General features: G+C 62.6%; 16 protein-coding genes. 7 read left to right on the forward strand and 9 right to left on the reverse strand.

Annotated features, from left to right (window positions below; all coding sequences use genetic code 11):
• Nucleotides 1-17: 17 nt before the first annotated feature.
• The 7 genes from lpdA to sucC form a co-directional block, all read right to left on the reverse strand.
• Nucleotides 18-1,406, reverse strand: coding sequence for a dihydrolipoyl dehydrogenase (gene lpdA, locus K3752_RS00650; RefSeq protein WP_260064082.1), 1,389 nt, complete (start codon nt 1,404-1,406; stop codon nt 18-20).
• Between the two features lie 73 nt (nt 1,407-1,479).
• A complete protein-coding gene (locus K3752_RS00655; RefSeq protein ID WP_170342212.1) occupies nt 1,480-1,749 on the reverse strand; it encodes a hypothetical protein in 270 nt (89 codons plus the stop codon).
• 2 nt (nt 1,750-1,751) lie between these two features.
• Nucleotides 1,752-3,254, reverse strand: a complete 1,503-nt coding sequence (gene odhB / locus K3752_RS00660) for a 2-oxoglutarate dehydrogenase complex dihydrolipoyllysine-residue succinyltransferase (RefSeq protein WP_260064083.1) — start codon at nt 3,252-3,254, stop codon at nt 1,752-1,754.
• A 6-nt stretch (nt 3,255-3,260) separates the two neighbouring features.
• Entirely contained in the window at nt 3,261-6,215 is a 2,955-nt protein-coding gene (locus K3752_RS00665) for a 2-oxoglutarate dehydrogenase E1 component (RefSeq protein WP_170436059.1), read from the reverse strand.
• Nucleotides 6,212-6,754, reverse strand: a complete 543-nt coding sequence (locus K3752_RS00670) for a DUF805 domain-containing protein (protein ID WP_170360119.1) — start codon at nt 6,752-6,754, stop codon at nt 6,212-6,214. Before K3752_RS00670 ends, K3752_RS00665 begins: the two co-directional genes overlap by 4 nt.
• Nucleotides 6,755-6,798: 44 nt before the next feature.
• Nucleotides 6,799-7,683 (reverse strand): succinate--CoA ligase subunit alpha, encoded by an 885-nt coding sequence (gene sucD / locus K3752_RS00675; protein ID WP_260064086.1) that lies wholly within the window; start codon nt 7,681-7,683, stop codon nt 6,799-6,801.
• Between the two features lie 84 nt (nt 7,684-7,767).
• The gene (sucC, locus tag K3752_RS00680) at nt 7,768-8,961 is read right to left on the reverse strand and encodes an ADP-forming succinate--CoA ligase subunit beta (RefSeq protein ID WP_093963486.1); all 1,194 of its coding nucleotides are present in this window, start codon (nt 8,959-8,961) and stop codon (nt 7,768-7,770) included.
• A 372-nt stretch (nt 8,962-9,333) separates the two neighbouring features.
• Between sucC and K3752_RS00685 the strand changes: the two genes are divergently transcribed.
• Nucleotides 9,334-10,326 (forward strand): zinc transporter ZntB, encoded by a 993-nt coding sequence (locus K3752_RS00685; RefSeq protein ID WP_260064088.1) that lies wholly within the window; start codon nt 9,334-9,336, stop codon nt 10,324-10,326.
• A gap of 104 nt (nt 10,327-10,430) precedes the next feature.
• Here the strand turns inward: K3752_RS00685 and mdh are convergent, their stop codons facing one another.
• Nucleotides 10,431-11,393, reverse strand: coding sequence for a malate dehydrogenase (gene mdh / locus K3752_RS00690; protein ID WP_260064089.1), 963 nt, complete (start codon nt 11,391-11,393; stop codon nt 10,431-10,433).
• Nucleotides 11,394-11,553: 160 nt separating this feature from the next.
• On the opposite strand from mdh, the gene K3752_RS00695 reads away from it, so the two are divergent.
• Complete coding sequence (locus tag K3752_RS00695) at nt 11,554-12,309, forward strand: sulfite exporter TauE/SafE family protein (RefSeq protein ID WP_170445577.1); 756 nt, start codon at nt 11,554-11,556, stop codon at nt 12,307-12,309.
• A 3-nt stretch (nt 12,310-12,312) separates the two neighbouring features.
• Here K3752_RS00695 and K3752_RS00700 read toward each other — a convergent pair whose 3' ends face one another.
• Entirely contained in the window at nt 12,313-12,618 is a 306-nt protein-coding gene (locus tag K3752_RS00700; RefSeq protein ID WP_260064091.1) for a hypothetical protein, read from the reverse strand.
• Nucleotides 12,619-12,786: 168 nt separating this feature from the next.
• Between K3752_RS00700 and K3752_RS00705 the strand changes: the two genes are divergently transcribed.
• The 5 genes from K3752_RS00705 to K3752_RS00725 are packed head-to-tail and all read left to right on the forward strand — an operon-like array spanning nt 12,787 to nt 16,175.
• On the forward strand, nt 12,787-13,644 hold the full coding sequence (locus K3752_RS00705; protein ID WP_260064093.1) for a CoA ester lyase: 858 nt from the start codon (nt 12,787-12,789) through the stop codon (nt 13,642-13,644).
• A 6-nt stretch (nt 13,645-13,650) separates the two neighbouring features.
• A complete protein-coding gene (locus K3752_RS00710) occupies nt 13,651-14,205 on the forward strand; it encodes an NnrU family protein (protein ID WP_260064096.1) in 555 nt (184 codons plus the stop codon).
• A 12-nt stretch (nt 14,206-14,217) separates the two neighbouring features.
• Nucleotides 14,218-14,424 carry a DUF1737 domain-containing protein gene (locus K3752_RS00715; RefSeq protein ID WP_170343327.1) on the forward strand — a complete coding sequence of 69 codons (207 nt, stop codon included), beginning with the start codon at nt 14,218-14,220 and terminating at the stop codon, nt 14,422-14,424.
• A complete protein-coding gene (locus K3752_RS00720; RefSeq protein WP_260064098.1) occupies nt 14,424-15,452 on the forward strand; it encodes a MaoC family dehydratase in 1,029 nt (342 codons plus the stop codon). Before K3752_RS00715 ends, K3752_RS00720 begins: the two co-directional genes overlap by 1 nt.
• Before the next feature lie 60 nt (nt 15,453-15,512).
• Entirely contained in the window at nt 15,513-16,175 is a 663-nt protein-coding gene (locus K3752_RS00725; protein WP_260064100.1) for a DUF1194 domain-containing protein, read from the forward strand.
• Nucleotides 16,176-16,351 lie beyond the last annotated feature (176 nt).

Consider the following 16,351-nt stretch of genomic DNA (forward strand, 5'->3'; position numbering starts at 1 on the left):
CGCCGGAGCCGAACTCATCAGGCGTGGATCGGACCATCGCCGCAGGCCAGCGCCGCTTCGCGCACGGCCTCGGAATAGGTCGGGTGCGCGTGGCAGGTCAGCGCCAGATCCTCGGCGGACGCGCCGAATTCCATCGCCACGCAGACCTCGTGGATCAGGTCGCCCGCGCCGGGGCCGATGATGTGGCAGCCCAGGATGCGGTCGGTCTCCTTGTCGGCCAGGATCTTTACGAACCCGTCGGCGGCAAAGTTCGCCTTGGCGCGGCCATTGCCCATGAAGCTGAACTTGCCCACCTTGTAGGCGCGGCCCTGCTCCTTGAGGGTGGCTTCGGTCTCACCGACATTGGCGACCTCGGGCCAGGTGTAGATCACGCCCGGAATGACACCATAGTTCACATGGCCATGCTTGCCCGCGACCACTTCGGCAGCGGCCATACCTTCGTCCTCGGCCTTGTGGGCCAGCATCGGGCCTTCGATCACGTCACCGATGGCGTAGACGCCCGGCACGTCGGTCTGCCAGTCCTTGCCGACCTTGATCTGGCCGCGCGGAGTCAGCTCGACCCCCAGCGCCTCCAGACCCAGCCCGTCATGGAACGGCTTGCGCCCGGTGGCGACCAGAACGGTGTCGGCCTCGATCACGTGCTCGCTGTCATCCTTGCGCAGCTTGTAGGTCACCTTGGCCTTGGTCTTGGTGGCCTCGGTCTTTTGCACCGCAGCACCCATGACGAAGTTCAGGCCCTGCTTTTTCAGGATGCGCTGGAAGGTCTTCTGCACCTCTGGGTCCATGCCCGGGGTGATGACGTCCAGATATTCGATCACCGTCACCTCGGCACCCAGACGCTGATAGACCGAGCCCAGTTCCAGCCCGATCACGCCTGCGCCGATCACCACCAGCTTTTTCGGGATCTTGCCCAGCTCCAGCGCGCCGGTCGAGGTCACGACGACCTTTTCGTCGACCTCGACGCCGGGCAGCGACGCTGCCTCGGACCCGGAGGCGATGATTATGTTCTTGGCCTCATGCACTTCGTCACCGACCTTGACCTTGCCCGCCGCCGGGATCGAGCCCCAGCCCTTGAGCCAGTCGATCTTGTTCTTCTTGAACAGGAACTCGACGCCCTTGGTATTGGTGTCGATCACGTCCTGCTTGTAGGCCAGCATCTGTTTCCAGTCGACCGAGGGGCTTTTGCCCTTGAGGCCCATCTTGGCAAAGTTGTGCTCGGCCTCGTGCAGCTGATGGCTGGCATGCAGTAGCGCCTTGGACGGAATGCAGCCCACGTTCAGACAGGTGCCGCCCAGCGTCTCGCGCCCTTCGACGACGGCGGTTTTCAGGCCCAGCTGCGCGCAGCGGATGGCGCAGACATAGCCGCCAGGACCGGCGCCGATTACGATGACGTCATAGTTAGCCATTTTGTTCTCCCAAATCCGCGGAGTGTTCTTTTTTGAAAAGGCGACCCACGGGGTGGATCGCCTGGGTGCCTGTTCAGACGGGTGTCAGAACCTTCACCTGAATATGCGCGACGCCGCCACGTTCATGGTGCATGGCCAGCTCTTCCGATTCGATGAAGCTCTGGGCCCGGTCCAGATCGGTAATCTCGAACAGGGCAACCGCATGATCGCGCTGTTCGGGGTCTTTCCAGACGTGCAGATCGACAATCCCGGCCGCCTTGCGCATCGGCTTGTCCTCGCGGAACACCTTCAGCCAGGCGTCGAAATCGGCCACGTCGGCCTGCCAGAGTACGTGCGTCGCCATGATCACAGATCCATCAGCAGACGGCGCGGGTCTTCCAGCGCCTCTTTCACGCGCACCAGGAAGGTGACCGCGCCCTTGCCGTCGACGATGCGGTGGTCATAGGACAGCGCCAGATACATCATCGGACGGATCTTGATCTCACCATTGATGACCATCGGACGTTCCTGAATCTTGTGCATGCCCAGAATGCCCGACTGCGGGGGGTTCAGGATCGGCGAGGACATCAGCGAGCCATAGACGCCGCCATTCGAGATGGTGAAGGTGCCGCCCTGCATTTCGGCCATGCTCAGCTTGCCGTCACGGGCGCGTTTGCCCTTCTCGGCGATGGCTTTCTCGATCTCGGCGAACGACATGCGGTCCGCATCACGGATCACCGGAACCACCAGGCCCTGCGGAGTGCCGGCGGCGACGCCCATGTGGACGTAGTTCTTGTAGACGATGTCATTGCCGTCGATCTCGGCATTGACCTCGGGCACCTCTTTCAGCGCGTGGCAGCAGGCCTTGGTGAAGAAGGACATAAAGCCCAGGCGGACGCCGTGCTTCTTCTCGAACTGGTCCTTGTACTGGTTGCGGAGGGCCATCACCTCGGTCATGTCCACCTCGTTGTAGGTGGTCAGGATCGCGGCAGTGTTCTGCGCGTCCTTCAGACGCTTGGCGATGGTCTGGCGCAGGCGCGTCATGCGCACGCGTTCCTCGCGGGCGGCGTCCTCGGCGGCGACGGGTGCGCGCGGGGCTGCGGCCGGTGCCGGAGCGGCCGCGGCAGGGGCGGCGGCGGTTGCGACGGCGCGGGCCACGTCTTCCTTCATGATGCGACCATTGCGGCCGGTGCCGGTGACCTGATCGGCCGACAGACCGGCTTCGGCCATGGCCTTTTCGGCCGACGGCGCATTGGCCACGTCCTTGCCGGTGGCGGCTGCTGCCGGGGCAGGGGCTGCCGCGGCTGGCGCAGCCGGTGCGGCGCCTGCTTCAGCGCCCGAGATCACGGCAAGCTTGGCGGCCGCGTCGACCGTCGCGCCCTCGGGGGCCACGATCTCCGCGAGTACACCCGCAGCCGGAGCTGGGACCTCAACCGAAACCTTGTCGGTCTCCAACTCGCACAGCATTTCGTCCTGTGCGACGGTATCGCCGACCTTCTTGAACCAGGTCGATACTGTCGCTTCGGTGACGGACTCACCCAGTGTCGGAACCATCACGTCGACGCTGCCGCCCGAAGCCGCAGGTGCCGCTGCCGGCGCGGCTTCAGCTTTTGGAGCGGGGGCCGCACCCTCACCGGCCTGGATCGTTGCCAACAGCGCATCAACGCCGACCGTCTCACCTTCGGCGGCTACGATCTCGCCCATCACGCCGGCTGCGGGCGACGGAACCTCGACGGTGACCTTGTCCGTCTCAAGCTCGCACAGCATCTCATCCACGGCGACGGCATCGCCGGGTTTCTTGAACCAGGTTGCGACCGTGGCTTCGGTGACGGACTCGCCCAGCGTGGGAACACGAACTTCAATCGTCATCGTTAATTATCCTTCAATGGTCAGCGCTTCGTTCACCAGCGCTTCTTGTTGGGCTTTGTGTTGGCTGGCCAGACCCGTTGCGGGCGAGGCCGAAGTGGCGCGGCCGGCATAGATCGGCCGGGTATGCTTGGCGCCGATGCGGGACAGGACCCATTCGATATTGGGTTCAATGAATCCCCAGGCACCCTGGTTCTTGGGCTCTTCCTGGCACCAGACCATCTCGGCCTGTTTGAACCGCTCAAGCTCGTTGATCAGCGAATGGGCCGGGAACGGATAGTATTGCTCGATCCGCAGCAGATAGACGTCGTCGATCCCGCGCGCATCGCGTTCTTCAAGCAGGTCGTAGTAGACCTTGCCCGAACACATCACCACGCGCTTGATCTTGTCGTCGGGCACCAGCTGGGTGTCCGAGTTGCCTTTTTGCGCGTCGTCCCACAGCACCCGGTGGAAGCTGGACCCGGTGGTGAAGTCCTCGGCATTGCTGATCGCCAGCTTGTGGCGCAGCAGTGATTTGGGCGTCATCAGGATCAACGGCTTGCGGAAGGTGCGGTGCAGCTGACGGCGCAGGATGTGGAAATAGTTCGCAGGCGTGGTACAGTTGGCGACGATCCAGTTGTCCTGGCCGCACATCTGCAGGAATCGCTCCAGTCGCGCCGACGAGTGCTCGGGGCCTTGCCCCTCGAACCCGTGCGGCAGCAGGCAGACCAGACCGGACATGCGCAACCATTTGCTTTCGCCCGAGCTGATGAACTGGTCGAACATGATCTGCGCGCCGTTGGCGAAATCGCCGAACTGGGCCTCCCACAGTACCAGCGCGTTGGGCTCGGCCAGCGAATAGCCGTATTCGAAGCCCAGCACCGCATATTCCGACAGCATCGAGTCGATCACTTCGTACTGCGACTGCCCGGCGCGGATGTGGTTCAGGGGATAGTAGCGCTCCTCGGTCTCCTGGTTGATGAAACCCGAATGGCGTTGGCTGAATGTGCCGCGGGTGGCGTCCTGCCCCGACAGGCGTACCGGATAGCCCTCGGTCAGCAAAGACCCGAAGGCCAGCGCCTCGCCGGTGGCCCAGTCAAAGCCCTCACCGGTTTCGAACATCTGCTTCTTGTGCTCCAGTAGGCGACCCACCGTCTTGTGCAGGGCAAATCCTTCGGGCACCGTCACCAGCGCCTTGCCGACCTCGGCCAGCGTGTCCGGCGTGATTGCGGTGTCGCCGCGGACATATTCTTCCTTGTTCTTGTCCAGATGCGACCACCGGCCATCCAGCCAGTCGGCCTTGTTGGGTTTGTAGTCCTTACCGGCCTCGAACTCGTCGTTCAGATGCGCCTGGAAGGCGGCCTTCATGTCCTCGATCTCGCCCTCGGGGATCAGACCGTCCTTGACCAGCCGCTCGGTGTACAGCGACAGCGTGGTTTTGTGGGTCTTGATCTTCTTGTACATGATCGGGTTGGTGAACATGGGCTCGTCGCCCTCGTTGTGACCGAACCGGCGGTAGCAGAAGATGTCGATGACCACGTCCTTGTGGAACTTCTGGCGGAACTCGGTCGCGACCTTGGCCGCGTGCACCACCGCCTCGGGGTCGTCGCCGTTCACGTGGAAGATCGGCGCCTCGACCATCAGCGCGATATCGGTCGGGTACGGGCTCGACCGCGAGAAATGCGGCGCGGTGGTAAAGCCGATCTGATTGTTCACCACGATATGCATGGTGCCGCCGGTCTTGTGACCGCGCAGACCAGACAGGCCAAAGCCTTCGGCCACGACACCCTGGCCGGCAAAAGCCGCGTCGCCGTGGAGAAGAATGCCCATGACCTTGCTGCGATCGGTGTCGCCAAGCTGGTCCTGCTTGGCGCGGACCTTGCCAAGAACAACCGGGTTCACGGCTTCGAGGTGGGACGGGTTCGCCGTCAGCGACAGGTGCACGGTGTTGCCGTCGAACTCACGGTCGCTGGACGCACCGAGGTGATATTTCACGTCGCCCGACCCATCCACGTCCTCGGGCTTGAAGCTACCGCCCTGGAACTCGTTGAAGATGGCGCGGTAGGGTTTGCCCATCACGTTGGCCAGGATGTTCAGACGTCCGCGGTGCGGCATGCCGATCACGATATCGCTCAGGCCCAGGGCGCCGCCACGCTTGATGATCTGTTCCATCGCCGGGATCAGCGCCTCGCCCCCGTCCAGACCGAACCGCTTGGTGCCCATGTATTTCACATGCAGGAACTTCTCAAAGCCCTCGGCCTCGACCATCTTGTTCAGGATCGCCTTGCGGCCTTCCCGCGTGAACGAGATTTCCTTGCCATAACCTTCGATCCGCTCTTTCAGCCAGGCGGCCTCCTCGGGGTTCGAGATGTGCATGTACTGCAGCGCGAAAGTGCCGCAATAGGTGCGTTTCACGATCTCGACGATCTGGCGCATGCTGGCCATCTGCAGACCCAGCACGTTGTCGATAAAGATCGGCCGGTCCATGTCGGCATCGGTAAAGCCATAGGTCTTGGGGTCCAACTCGGGATGGTTGGTCGCGGCGCGCATGCCAAGTGGGTCCAGATCGGCGGCCAGGTGACCCCGGATCCGATAGGCCCGGATCAGCATCAGCGCGCGGATCGAATCCAGCACCGCGCGCTTGATCTGTTCGTCGCTGACATCAACCCCTGCCTTGGCGGCCTTTTCCTTGATCTTGTTGCCCGCTGCCTTGGCGTCGACCTCGATCCACTCACCGGTCAGGGCGCCGGTCAGGTCATCATTCGGCATCGGTGGCCAGTCGGAGCGCGCCCACGAAGGCCCTTCGGCCTCTTTCTGGACGTCCGGTGCCGCGTCTCCCATCTGCCGGAAAAACTCGGCCCAGGCCGCATCGATTGCGCCGGGGTCCTTGGTGTACTGGGCGTATAGCTGCTCCAGGTACTCGGCATTGTGCCCCTGCATGAAGCTCGAGGCATGGAAGGCAGAATTGGGCGAGTGTTCGGTCATTGGGTTACCTCATATGGGTTGGGACCGTATTTGTTGGTGCCTGGTTGGCTGGGGCGGGACAGCCACCACAGAACCAGGAGGGGCGACACGAGAAGAACAAGAAGTGTCGGAATGACGATCAGCAGCGTGGCGCGCGTGAACAGGATGTCGAGGCTTCCGCCATGCTGGAAGCTTGAGGCGAGGCCGATGCCGAAGACCAGAACGGCAAAAGCCCCAAGGATCAAAAGGATCGGCAGCAGCGCATAGAGACCGTTGCGCCCGGTGTCATGCATGCGCCGCCACGCCACGGCCAGATGCGGAAAGAACACGATCAGCGACACGATGCTCTGCACCGGCTGGCTGGATGTGGCGGTCACCTCGACCGAGCCTTCGGATTGCACGGTCGTGACCTGTCCGAAGAAATGCCAGTCGATGACCGTGGCGATTGCGCTCCAGACCAGAATGAACAGGAAAAAATACCAATACTCGGGGCGAGAGGCCCGCCCCGAGAATGTGAAGTATTTGGAGAAACACGTTTTGACGGCTTCGTTGAAGGTCATGTGTTTCGCTCCGCTGAGGCCAGCCCGCTCAAGGGGCCGGCGGTTTACTTGCCGATTGCTTCCAGCACGGCCTCGCCCAGCTGCGCCGGGCTTTCGGCCACGACGATGCCGGCTCTGCGCATGGCTTCGATCTTGTCCTCGGCGCCGCCCTTGCCGCCTGCGACGATCGCGCCCGCGTGGCCCATGCGGCGGCCTGGAGGCGCCGTGCGGCCGGCGATGAAACCGGCAACGGGCTTCTTGCGGCCCTTCTTGGCCTCATCCGCCAGGAACTGCGCGGCTTCTTCCTCCGCCGAGCCGCCGATCTCACCGATCATGATGATCGACTCGGTCTCGTCATCGGCCAGGAACCATTCCAGCACGTCGATATGCTCGGTGCCCTTGATCGGGTCGCCGCCGATGCCCACGCAGGTGGACTGGCCCAGACCCACATCGGTGGTCTGCTTGACTGCCTCATAAGTCAGGGTGCCGGAACGCGACACGACGCCGACCGAGCCACGCTTGTGGATGTGGCCGGGCATGATGCCGATCTTGCAGGCGTCGGGCGTGATGACACCGGGACAGTTCGGGCCGATCAGGCGCGATTTGCTGCCTTCCAGCGCGCGCTTCACCTTCATCATGTCCAGAACCGGGATGCCCTCAGTGATGCAGACGATCACTTCCATCTCGGCGTCGATGGCTTCGAGGATCGAATCCGCGGCAAAGGGCGGCGGCACATAGATCACGGTCGCGTTGGCCTCGGTCACGTGCTTGGCCTCGTGCACCGAGTTGAACACGGGCAGGCCCAGATGCTCCATACCGCCTTTGCCCGGGGTCACACCGCCGACCATCTTGGTGCCATAGGCGATGGCCTGTTCAGAGTGGAACGTGCCCTGCGAGCCAGTAAAGCCCTGACAGATCACTTTGGTATTTTCGTCGATGAGGACTGCCATTTGGCGTTCTCCTGTTTTCGGCGGGATCTGACCCGCCAGCATTCATCGGAATGGCGGGCCGCGACCCGCCCTGAGTTATCGGGTTCAGCCTTTGACTGCCTTCACGATCTTTTCGGCACCGTCTTTCAGGTTGTCCGCCGCGATCACGTCCAGGCCAGAGGTGTTGATGATCTCTTTGCCTTTCTCGACATTCGTGCCTTCCAGACGCACGACCAGCGGAACCTGCAGGCCAACCTCTTTCACGGCGGCGACTACGCCCTCGGCGATGACGTCACAGCGCATGATGCCGCCGAATATGTTGACCAGGATGCCTTTGACATTCGGGTCGCTGGTGATGATCTTGAACGCCTCGGTCACTTTCTCTTTGGTGGCGCCGCCGCCGACGTCGAGGAAGTTGGCAGGCTCGGCACCGTACAGCTTGATGATGTCCATCGTCGCCATCGCCAGACCCGCGCCGTTGACCATGCAGCCGATCTCGCCGTCCAGCGCGATGTAGTTCAGGTCGTATTTGCTGGCTTCCAGCTCCTTGGGGTCTTCCTCAGTGGTGTCGCGCAGTTCGGCGATGTCGGGGTGGCGGTAGACCGCGTTGCCGTCAAAGCTCAGCTTGGCGTCCAGCACCTTGAGGTCGCCGCCTTCGGCCACGATCAGCGGGTTGATCTCCAGCATCTCCATGTCCTTCTCGACGAAGGCCTTGTACAGGATGCCCATCAGGCGCACGCATTGCTTGACCTGCGCCCCTTCCAGACCCAGCGAGAACGCGATGCGGCGGCCGTGATACGGCTGGTACCCAGTGGCCGGGTCAACCGAGAAGGACAGGATTTTCTCGGGTGTCGCTGCGGCTACTTCTTCGATGTCCATGCCGCCTTCGGTCGAGCACACGAACGAGATGCGGCTGGTCTGGCGGTCCACCAGCAGGGCCAGGTACAGCTCGCGCTCGATGCCCGAACCGGCCTCGATGTACACGCGGTTGACCTGCTTGCCTACTGGGCCGGTCTGGTGGGTGACCAGCGTGCGGCCCAGCATCTTCTTGGCTTCTTCGGCGGCTTCTTCCACCGATTTGGTCAGACGGACACCGCCTTTTTCACCGGCATCGGCTTCTTTGAAGTGACCTTTGCCGCGGCCGCCCGCGTGGATCTGTGCCTTGACCACCCAAAGGGGGCCGTCCAGTTCACCGGCGGCTGTTTTGGCTTCCTCGGCGCGCAGAACTGCACGTCCGTCGGAGACCGGAGCGCCATAGCTGCGAAGAAGAGCCTTGGCCTGATATTCGTGAATGTTCATCGAAACTGTCCCGTCTGACTGCGATTAGATCGTTATAGGGGTGTCTAGCGGTAAAAATTAAAGGGTTTTCTGCTGCGATCGCGCTATTTGCCGAAGATTTTCAGCATTTGTGATCACACATTTTCGGGGTGTGATCACAAACAAACCGGTGCAAAAAAATGATTCGAGCGAGTCAGAATAGGCTTTGAAAACATATTCGAAGACCGTGTTCGCACCCCGTTTGCGCCAACATTTCCGGTCGCGTTCGAAGCGGCGGGACCGGACCTGCCAGGCCTTCGGGGCTTGGCGCATTCTCGCAGGCTGGCTAGTCTGACCGGGCCTGTGCGGGTCCGGTTGGGTCGGGCAGGTCAAACATGAACAAGCTCCGAGCAGATGACAGTGCCGAACCCAGATTTCCCCGATGTCATGACCTGGATCTTCGACGGATCCGGCAAAGCCGTATCACTGGACGCCGATGAATTTGCCAGCTGGATACCGGCCGGACCGGAGGGGCAGTTCGCTTGGCAACACCTGAGGCTGGAAGCGTCTGGCACGGTTCCCCTTCTACGCGCCGGCGGGCTTGATGAGTTCGTGATCGACGCTCTGACGGCGGATGAAACCCGGCCCCGCTGTACCGTCCATGGCGATGGTGTAATCCTGAACCTGCGCGGAGTGAACCTGCAAGAAGGGCAACCGCCCGAAGACATGATCTCGGTCAGGCTGTGGTTGACGGAGAACAAGATCATCGGTGTCTGGCGCCGCCCCTTGGATGCGGTTGCGGACATGCTGGCGGCAATCGACCGCGGGCAGGCACCGAAATCGCCGGGTGACTTCGTCGCGCGCTTGGCCTTGCGGCTGGCAGATAGGGCCGAACCTTCGATCACTGATCTGAACGAACGTGTGGATGATCTAGAAGAGGCGCTTCTTGAGGTGAATGCCGAGATTTCCCGGTCTGAGCTGGCGGCGATCCGCAGGTCCTCCATTGTTCTGCGCCGGTATCTGGTACCTCAGCGCGACGCGCTGACGACGCTCGAGATTGAAGACGTGCCGTGGCTGCAGGCTCACGACCGGTCGCGGTTGCGCGAAGCCTCGGAGCGCATCTACCGGATCGGCGAGGATTTGGCGGCTGTACGGGAACGGGTTCAGATCATACACGATCAACTGATGGATGAACGGGCCGAACGTATGAACAACCGTATGCTCGTGCTGTCAGTGGTCAGCGCGGTCTTTCTGCCGCTGGGCCTGGTGGCGGGTGTTCTGGGGATCAATGTTGGTGGCATTCCCGGCGCCGGAAGTCCGCATGCGTTCTGGGTCGTTTGCGCCTTGCTGGTCGCACTTGGCGGGATGCTTCTGGGAGTAGCCAGGTGGCTTGGGATGTTCCGATAGAACTCGAGAGCTCAAAAGAAATGCCCCGCCGGTTGGAGCCAGCGGGGCAGGGTGTCATGCCTTTGGCCGGATCTTTGGTGGGGTCCAAAGATCCGATCAATGTATCAGGCCAATGAGCTGTCGATACCCTTGCAGGCCTCGATCAGACCTTTCACGGCGTTGACCGAATTGTCGAAACCGGCCTGCTCTTCTTCATTGAGCTGGATGTTGACAACCTTTTCGATCCCGCCGGCGCCGATCACGGTCGGGACGCCCACATACATGCCCTTCACGCCCAACTCGCCATCGCAATAGGCGGCGCAGGGCAGAACGCGCTTCTGATCCTTCAGATAGGCTTCGGCCATCTCGATCGCCGAGGTTGCAGGCGCGTAGTAGGCCGATCCGGTCTTCAGCAGGCCGACGATCTCGGCGCCGCCGTCACGGGTGCGCTGTACGATGGCGTCCAGCTTCTCTTGCGTGGTCCAGCCCATCTTGACCAGATCGGGCAGCGGGATGCCCGCAACGGTCGAATAACGAACCGACGGTACCATCGTGTCGCCATGGCCGCCCAGAACGAAGGCGGTGACGTCTTTCATCGATACTTCGAACTCTTCGGCCAGGAAGTGGCGGAAACGGGCCGAGTCCAGCACGCCAGCCATGCCGCAGACCTTGTTGTGGGGCAGGCCCGAGAATTCGCGCAGCGCCCAGACCATCGCGTCCAGCGGGTTGGTGATGCAGATGACGAAGGCGTCGGGTGCATTGGCGGCGATGCCCTCACCGACCGACTTCATGACCTTCAGGTTGATGCCCAGCAGGTCGTCGCGGCTCATGCCCGGTTTGCGCGGCACACCGGCGGTCACGATGCAGACATCGGCACCGGCGATGTCCTCGTAGGATTGGGTGCCTTTCAGCTTGGCATCAAAGCCCTCGGACGGGCCGGATTCGGCGATGTCCAGCGCCTTGCCTTCCGGGATGCCCTCGGCGATGTCGAAAAGAACGACATCCCCCAGTTCCTTCATTGCTGCGAGGTGGGCAAGCGTGCCCCCGATCTGACCTGCGCCGATCAGCGCGATCTTGGGTCTGGCCATTTGGATTGTCTCCGGTCGGTTTTGAAATCGCGGTTTTGCTAGTCGCTAAAACGCCGTTGCGCAAGGGTTCTGCGGCGCGGCATGCGACCGCATACCGTTTGCCTGCCCCCCGCCGGTTGCGCTAAACCACCCGCAGGACAAGCCGTTTCGGGGCCGCCGCATGGTTGAATTGAACCTGATGTTTTTTGCTGTGGCGATCCCGGCCGTGATCTTTGCGGGCATTTCCAAGGGCGGCTTCGGCTCGGGCGTGGCTTTTGCGTCGTCGTCGATTCTGGCGCTGATCCTGGATCCGGGGCAGGCGCTGGCGCTGATGTTGCCGATCCTGATGGTGATCGACCTGGCCACCCTGCGCCCCTACTGGAAACGCTGGAGCTGGCCCGACGCGCGCCTGCTGATGCTGGGGGCGGTGCCGGGCGTGGCGCTGGGCGCGCTGCTGTACCGGGCGACCGACGAAGACCTGCTGCGCCTGCTGATCGGCGGCATCTCGGTGGGCTTCGTGGTCTGGCATGTGGCGCAATCCCGCGGCTGGGTGCGCGGTTTCGCCAACCGCCTGCCGCCTCCGGCCGGGCTGTTCGCGGGGCTGGTCGCCGGCTTCACCAGTTTCGTCAGCCACGCCGGCGGCCCGCCCGCCGCCGTCTACCTGCTGTCGCAACGCCTGACGAAAACCGAGTTCCAGGCCACCACCGTGCTGGTCTTCTGGGTCATCAACATCGCCAAGTTCGTCCCCTACGCCTATCTGGGCATGTTCACCCTGCAGACCGCCTGGGCCGACCTACTGCTGACTCCCTTCGCCATCCTCGGCGCATGGCTCGGCGTACGCGCCCATTGGATGATGTCCGAGCGGCTGTTTTTCGGCATCGCCTATGTGCTGCTGACCCTGACCGGGTCAAAGCTGATCTGGGACGCGCTGACCTGATCCTCAGGTGTTCGGCGGCAGAGCTTCGGCCAGCGTCTCATAGGCCTCGCCCGCGGCCACCAGACAGGTCAGCCCGTTGGGCAGGGTAACGGTGATCGTCCAGGTGCCGGTGTCGTCCGAGGCAAAGATCTCCATCACCGCCCCCTGCCGCGCCATGCCGATGCCGCGCCGGGTCTCGCCATAGGTCTCGGCCAGCCGCTGCAGCACGTCCGGTCGTGGCGCACAGTTCGGCGTTTGCGCCTGTACCTGCTGCGCCGCCAGCACCATGATGCCCAGCCCCATCGTCATCTGAAACAACCGCTGATTCATTTCCGGCCCCCTTTGCTTGCTAACCGGATCAAGGCTGCCGGAACCTCCTGCAATTGCAGTAAAGCCACCGCGCGTTGCGTCACATGCTGCAATGCGGCGATTTTGGCCTTGAAGTTTCCGAAAAAAAATGCCCCATTCTGCGCAACTTTATTTCAACGAGAGGTTCCCATGGACCCCCGCCAGCGCCCCTACCGCTCTGTTCTGTACATTCCCGGCTCCAAGGAACGGGCGCTCGACAAGGCGCGCTCGCTGCCGGTCGATGCCATCATTTTCGATCTGGAGGACGCGGTTGCCGCCGATGAAAAAGAGAACGCACGCGAAACGCTCAAGGCCGCGCTGGCGACGGGCGGATACGGCCCACGCGTCAAGATCGTTCGAATCAACGGCCTCGACAACCCTTGGGGCCGCGTCGATGCCGAGGCCGTGCGCGAGATGGATGCCGACGTGGTGCTGCTGCCCAAGGTCAACTCGGCCGCCGACGTGGATGCGCTGGCCGCGATCACCGGCGACCTGCCGATCTGGGCGATGATGGAAACCCCGCGCGGGATGCTGAACGCGGCCGAGATCGCGGCCCATCCGCTGATGGCGGGCTTTGTCATGGGCACCAACGATCTGGCGAAAGAACTGCAGACCCGCTTCCGCCCCGACCGCCTGCCGCTGATGACCTCGCTGGGCCTGTGCCTGCTGGCCGCCAAGGCCGAGGGGCTGGTGATCGTCGATGGCGTCTACAACGCCTTCAAGGATACCGAGGGGCTGGCCGCCGAATGCGCGCAGGGCCGCGACATGGGCTTTGACGGCAAAACGCTGATCCACCCCGCGCAGGTCGAGACCGCCAATACCGCCTTCGCCCCCTCCGAGGCCGAGATCGACCTGGCCCGCCGCCAGATCGTCGCTTTCGAAGAGGTCGAGGCCAAAGGACAGGGCGTTGCCGTGGTCGACGGCAAGATCGTGGAAAACCTGCACGTTGTAACTGCCCGTGAAATTCTGGCAAAAGCAGAGGCGATATCAGCTTTGCAAGCGGGGTAAGCCAGCATGGGCTTCGTTCTTCTCATTCTCGGCGTGGCGCTTTGGTGGGCCGCACATCTGTTCAAACGTCTGATGCCCGCCCGCCGCGCGGCCATGGGCGATGCTGGCAAGGGCGCCGTCGCGGGTGCGCTGGTCGTGTCGATCCTGCTGATGATCTTCGGCTATCGCATGACCGATTTCATCCATGTCTGGGCGCCGCCCAGCTTCATGATCCACATCAACAACCTGCTGGTGCTGATCGCGATCTGGATGATGAGCCCGGCCGGAACCAAGGGCCGACTGCTGAACCGGGTGCGTCATCCGATGCTGGGCGGGTTCAAGCTCTGGGCCTTTGCGCATCTGCTGGTCAATGGTGATCTGGCGTCGATCATCCTGTTCGGCGGCCTGTTGACCTGGGCCGTGGTCGAAGTGATCGTCATCAACAAGTCCGAGCCCGACTGGACCCCGGGCGAGCCCGGAACGCTGGGCAAGGATGCGATGTTCTTCGTGGCCTCGATCGTGCTGCTGGGCATCATCGGCTACATTCATGGGCTGGTCGGCCCGTCTCCGTTCCCGGGCTAGGCAGGTGATGTGATGGCAAAACTTTATCGACTGCTGACTGAAGAGGACACCTCGGACTTCTGCCACAAGGTGTCAGAGGCGCTGGCCAAAGGGTGGGAACTGCACGGCTCTCCGGCCTATGCGTTCGATCCGTCCACCAGCAAGATGCGCTGTGCGCAGGCCGTGACCAAGGAGGTCGCGGCCGACTATTCCCCCGACATGAAACTGGGACAGCAGTAATGGCAAAGACCAATCCGGGCCGCTTTTTCGAGGATTACTCCATCGGGCAGGTGCTGCATCACGCGGTGCCCCGCACCGTGACGGTGGGCGAGCGCGCGCTCTATCATGCGCTCTATCCCGCCCGCCACGCGCTCTATTCCTCGGACGAGTTCGCCCGGAGCTGCGGCCTGCCGCAAAGCCCGATCGACGATCTGGCGGCGTTCCATGTGGTGTTCGGCAAGACGGTCCCGGACATCTCGCTGAACGCGGTCGCGAACTTGGGCTATGCCGAGGGGCGCTGGCTGCAGCCGGTCTATCCCGGTGACACCCTGCGGTCGGAAACCGAGGTCATCGGGCTGAAACAGAACTCGAACGGCAAGACCGGCGTGGTCTGGGTGCGCACGCTCGGCCTGAATCAGCGCGACGAAGTGGTGATCGAATATGTGCGCTGGGTGATGGTGCGGAAATCGAACCTGGATGCGCCGGCACCCGAAACCGTGGTGCCGGACCTGAAAAAGGCGCTGGAGCCCGGCGACCTCGTGGTGCCGAACGGGTTGGATTTCAGCAAATACGACGTTACTCTGGCAGGTGAACCGCACCGCTGGAGGGACTACCAGATCGGCGAGACCATCGATCACGTCGATGGCGTGACCGTGGAGGAGGCCGAGCACATGCTGGCCACCCGCCTGTGGCAGAACACGGCCAAGGTGCATTTCGACCTGACTTTCCGCCCCGATGGGCGGTTGATCTATGGCGGCCACGTGATCTCGATGGCGCGCGCGCTGTCGTTCAACGGGCTGGCCAATGCGCAGATGATCGTCGGTTTGAACGGCGGGGCCCATGCCAACCCTTGTTTCGCGGGCGACACCATCAAGGCGTGGTCCGAAGTGCTGGACAAGGCCGAAACCGGCGTGCCCGGCGTGGGCGCGATCCGGTTGCGACTGGTGGCGACCAATGGCGGCGCACCCTTTGCGCTGCGCGGCCCGGATGGAAAATACAGCCCCGACGTCCTGCTGGATCTGGACTATTGGGCGCTGATGCCGATCTGAACGAGCTGACCCCCACAGTCTTGTGATCCCGACCGGGCCGAACCGTGCTAGGTTCGGCTCATGTCTTTTCTGCGTATCCTTGCCGCTGCACTTTGCCTTGCCCGCCCGGCGCTGGCCTGCGATCTGGCGCTGGCGCTGGCCGTGGATGTGTCCGGCTCGGTCGACAGTTCGGAGTACCGCATCCAGATGGATGGCCTGGCGGCCGGGTTGCGCGACCCGGTCGTGTCCGAGGCGCTGGTGCGCGGCCAAGCCCGGTTGATGCTGGTGCAATGGACCGGGACCTCGCGGCAGCGCATCACCATCCCCTGGACCCGCATCGACGGGTTCGCCGCGGTGGACGCATTTGCGGAACAGGTGGCGACCGATCCGCGCGTGTGGCGCAACTTCTCGACCGCGATCGGTGAGGCGCTGGAAATGACCGTGAATAGCTTTCTCGAGGTGCCCGAGTGCAAGCGTCACCTGATCGACATCTCGGGGGACGGCGTCTCGAACGAAGGGGTAGAACCCACCGAGATCCGGGACCTTTTGCGCCGTCAGGGGATTACGGTGAACGCAATTGCGATCGAGGAGAGCGAACCAGACCTGACGGCCTATTTCTTTGAAAACGTCATAGTCGGCGAAGGGGCCTTCGTCGTATCGGCTGCCGGTTTTAAGGACTATCCCGAACGGATCCGGAAAAAACTTCTGCGTGAAGTCACGCGGCAGACTGCCGATCTGCGCTGAGCGCGGAAAGATTCGTGATCACATTGCTTGACCCTTGAAAACGCTAACATTGGAGGGTTGGAATGCATTTTGTGATCACGAGAATATTTTGTGTGATCACGTTTCCGAATTATCGGCCGAATTGCGGGTGATTTGATCTTTTTTGCACGCGCAGCGCGTGACAGGGTCGCAAAATG

The sequence above is a fragment of the Ruegeria sp. B32 genome, assembly GCF_025141855.1.
Lineage (GTDB): Bacteria > Pseudomonadota > Alphaproteobacteria > Rhodobacterales > Rhodobacteraceae > Ruegeria > Ruegeria arenilitoris.